Annotated in this window: 2 protein-coding genes and 1 pseudogene; 2 read left to right on the top strand and 1 reads right to left on the bottom strand. The window is 73.0% G+C overall.

Annotated elements, in window-relative coordinates; translation table 11 throughout:
- The first annotated feature begins 105 nt into the window (after positions 1-105).
- Entirely contained in the window at positions 106-3315 is a 3210-nt protein-coding gene (locus MXD58_RS21800) for an ATP-binding protein (RefSeq protein ID WP_248839870.1), read from the top strand.
- 96 nt (positions 3316-3411) lie between these two features.
- On the opposite strand, the gene MXD58_RS21795 is transcribed toward MXD58_RS21800, so the two are convergent.
- Positions 3412-3687: a hypothetical protein gene (locus tag MXD58_RS21795; protein WP_250609824.1), complete on the bottom strand. Its 276-nt coding sequence runs from the start codon at positions 3685-3687 to the stop codon at positions 3412-3414.
- Positions 3688-3939: 252 nt separating this feature from the next.
- Here MXD58_RS21795 and MXD58_RS21790 point away from each other — a divergent pair.
- A pseudogene (locus MXD58_RS21790) lies at positions 3940-4150 on the top strand (hypothetical protein); the annotation flags it as partial.

The following is a 4150-nucleotide window of genomic DNA, read 5'->3' as shown; positions in this document are numbered from 1 at the left end:
CGGAGCGACACACCCGCACCCCGGACGATCAACCAGCCGCTCCCGATCTACACCACGCAGTGGGACTCACCCGCGCCGAGCCGAGATCGGCCTACCATCCGGCACATGGTGCCGTGCCCGACATGCGCGGAGGACAACCAGGAGCGGGCGCGCTTCTGCTCCGGCTGTGGCAACCCCCTGCCCACCCCCGGAAGCGGCGCGCGCAAGACCGTGACGATCATGTTCGTCGACATCGCGCGATCGACGGACATCGGCGAGAAGATCGACTCCGAGCCACTGCAGCAGGTCATGTGGCAGTTCTTCACCACCGTGCGCGAGGTGATCTACAACCACGGCGGCTCGGTGGAGAAGTTCATCGGTGACGCCGTCTTCGCCGTGTTCGGCATCCCGATCCTGCACGAGGACGACGCGCTGCGGGCGGTGCGCTCGGCGCTGGACATCCGCGCGGCGATGGAGGCGCTCAACGCCGACCTGCAGCAGCGGTGGGACCTGCGGCTGCGGGTCCGGATCGGCATCAACACCGGCGAGGTCACCGTCGCCGGCGGCGGCGTCACGGGCGACGCGGTGAACGTCGCGTCCCGGCTGGAGAGCGCCGCCCCGCCCGACGAGATCCTCATCGGCGACAACACCCACCGGTTCATCCGGCACAGCGTGACGGTCAGCCCGCTCGGGCCGCTGGTCGTGCAGGGCAAGCGGGAGCCGCTGCGGGTGCACCGTCTCACCGGCCTCGTCGACCCCACGGCCGGTCCGGGTGCCCGCGCGCCGATCCTCGGCTTCACCGCCCCGGTCATCGGCCGCAATCGGGAGCGCCGCCGCCTGCAGGACGCCTTCGAGGCCGTGGTCGAGGAGCGCACCTGCCACCTGTTCACCGTGTTCGGCTCGGCCGGCATCGGCAAGTCCCGGATGGTCGGCGAGTTCTGCGAGTCCCTGACCAGCCGGGCCACCGTGCTCACCGGCCGCTGCCTGTCCTACGGCGAGGGCATCGCCTACTGGCCGCTGATGGAGATGGTGCGCCAGGCGGCCGGGCTGTCGGCGGACGAGAGCGCGCCGGACGGCCGGCGCCGGCTGCGCGAGCTGCTCGACGCTGTCGACCAGGCCGCCGAGATCGTCGAGGCGCTCGCCCCGCTGATCGGCCTCGGCGGGGCCGAGCTCGGGCCACAGGAGAGCTTCTGGGCGGTCCGTTCGTTCTTCCAGGCCCTGGCCGCGCGCCGACCGCTGATCCTCTGGTTCGACGACGTGCACTGGGCCGAGCAGACCCTGCTCGAAATGATCGAGAACATCGCCGACTGGTCCCGCGACGCCCCGATCATGCTGCTCTGCCTGGCCCGCCAGGAGCTGCTGGAAGATCAGCGCACCTGGGGCGGCGGCAAGTTCAACGCCACCTCGATGCTGCTCGCGCCGCTGACCGAGGCCCGCTGCCAGCGGCTCATCCGCAGCCTGATGGGCTCCGACGACCTCGACCCGGCCCTGGTCGACCGCATCACCACCTCCGCGGCCGGCAACCCGCTGTTCGTCGAGCAGATGGTGGCCGCCCTCGTCGACGACGGTCTCCTGCGCCGCGAGGGTAACCGCTGGCTGGCCACCGGCAGCCTGCGCAACGTCACCGTGCCGCCGACGATCTCCTCCCTGCTGGCCGCCCGCCTCGACCGGCTCGAGCCGGCCGAGCGCCGGGTGCTGGAGCGGGCCGCGGTCGTCGGCGAACGGTTCTACCTCGACGCCGTCATCGACCTGTCCGACCAGGCGGAACGACCACTGGTCGCCGCGCACTGCCTGAGCCTGGTACGCAAGGAGCTGGTCCACCCCGACCGCTCCGATCTGCCCGGGGTGGAGGCCTTCCGGTTCCTGCACGTCCTGCTGCGCGACTGTGCCTACGAGTCGACGTCCAAGCGCCGCCGGGCCGAGCTGCACCAGCAGTTCGCCCAGTGGCTGCAGGCCCGGCTGATCGGCGGCCCGGGCGAGCACGACGAGCTGGTCGGCTACCACCTGGAGCAGGCGTTCCGGTACCGCGTGGAGATCGGCCTGCGCGGGCCGGAGACGACCGAACTGGGCCGGGCGGCGGCGACGTGCCTCATCGAGGCGGCCGACCGGATCCGCCAGGGTGACGAGAGCGGGGCCGCCCACCTGCTCAAGCGGGCGATCACGCTGCTGCCCGAGACCGATCCGCTGCGGCTGCGGGCCGAGATCGACATCGGCTGGGCGCTGTTCACCTTCTTCGGGCAGTTCTCCAACGCCGAACTCGTCCTGCGGCGCGTCACCGAGCGGGCCCGGCGCGCCGGCGAGGACGGCCTGCGGGCCCACGCCAGGCTCGCGCACCTGCGGGTGCTGTTCTCCACCGATCCGGAGGGGCTGGTCGCCACCACTCTGTCGGAGGCCGCCGCGTCGCTGAGCATGTTCGTCCGCTCCGGGGACGACGTCGGCGCCGCGCTGGCCTGCCGCAGCCAGGCGAGCGCCTACTGGGCCGCGGGTCAGATCACCGCGGCCGAGCGGGCGATGGAGAGCGCCGTGAAGCACGCCGAGGAATCGGGGGTACCCCGCTCCGCGCAGTCGCTGCGGCGCGAGCTGGCGCTGCTGATGAGTCTCGGGCCGCGACCGGTCACCGCCGGCCTCACCCGAGCCAGCGAGGCCCTCGATGCCGCCGGAGAGGATCGGGCGCTGCGCCGCACGCTACTCGCCCAGCTGGCCGTGCTCACCGCGATGTCGGGCGATCCGGAGGCCGCCCGCATCCACCTGAAGACCGCCGAGGAGATCGTGCACGACCTGCGGGGCCCCCGGGTCGACCCGCACCACGGCGGGTTCGTCGTCGCCCGGGTCGCGGCGCTCGCCGACGAGCTGCCCGTCGCCGAACGTGAGCTGCGCCGAAGCTGCCGATCCCTGTCCCGGATGGGCGAACGGGCACTGTTCGCCAACCGGGCGGCGGCCCTCGCCGACGTGCTGGTCCGCCTCGGCAAACTCGACGACGCCGGCAAGTGGGTCACCCGCTGCCGGGACGCCGCAGCAGCCGACCAGCTACCGGCGCAGGCCGGCTGGTGCGGGGTGCATGCCCGGATGCTGTCCCTGCGCGGCCGCGACGCCGAGGCACTGCGCTTCGCCGAGACCGCCGTCGACCTCACCGGGCGCACCGACGACGTGGACGGTCAGGGCCTGGCGCTGCTCGCCCGCGCCGAGGTGCTTTACCGCGCGGGACGCAAGGACGACGCCGCCGAGAGCCTGGAGGCCGGCGTCGACCGCTACCTGCACCGCGGCAACGTCGCCGCGGCGAACCTCGGCCGGCGGCTGTTCGAGATCATCGACGCGGGCCCGCCGGGGGCGGGCTGACCCGGCGCATCCCGGCAGGCCACCTCCTCCCAGCAGGCCACCTCCTCCCAGCAGGCCACGTCACCCCAGCAGGCCACGTCACCCCAGCAGGCCACGTCACCCCAGCAGGCCACGCAGGCTCGCCTGCTCCTGCAACCAGAGCAGCTCCTGCGCCCACAGTCGAAGCCGCTCCACCGCGACTAGCTGCAGCGCGAGCGCCTCGGCGACCGGCGGCCGGCTCAGCGCCTCGATGCCGCCCGGTGACCACTGCCAGCCCGCTTCCTCCTCGCAGACCCGCCGGTAGGCGGCGCGCCGCAGGGCGATCTCGGCGAGGGCATAGTCGACCTGCTCGGCGAGTAGGCGGATCCGCGCCAGCAGATCCTCGTCCGCCACCGACGGACGGCCGCCGTAGGCGGGTAACGGTAGGGGCCGCGCAGACATGTTGTGGGAAGCGTACGAGCGTGGCGCCTTCGGGAACAGCGGCGGGGATGGCCATAACGGTGACGTGGCCCAGGTTCGGGTGGCTACCCGCCGCGGGTGAGTTGGCCGCGCGCAGGTGAGCCCACGCGGCGCAGGGGAATGCCTACCGTGCGGCGCGAGCGGCGGCGCCGCCAAGAATGCTGACGCCGGCCTGGGGGTTCATCGGTGAGTCTCACGCCACCCGCTCTGCTGATCGTGCTCGGCTTTCCGCTCCTCGTCATGGCAGGCATGTTGATGATGAGCGGAATCGAGCGGAAGCTGACCGACTCCCGTGCGGCACTGGCCAGGAGCGACGAGGAACCGACCGTCGCCGGACCGGCCGGCGGCGAGCGGGAGGCGGCGGCACGGCCGACCGCGCGGCCCGCGGCCACCGGCC

The organism is Frankia sp. AgKG'84/4, from assembly GCF_023242965.2.
Classification (GTDB): Bacteria; Actinomycetota; Actinomycetes; order Frankiales; family Frankiaceae; genus Frankia.
Note: the sequence above shows the minus strand (reverse complement) of the source record. Positions and strands in the feature narration are given on the sequence as shown.

Coding starts and splice junctions, on each gene's coding strand:
- MXD58_RS21800 (WP_248839870.1), top strand. CDS start 106: ATGGTGCCGTGCCCGACATGCGCGGAGGACAACCAGGAGCGGGCGCGC.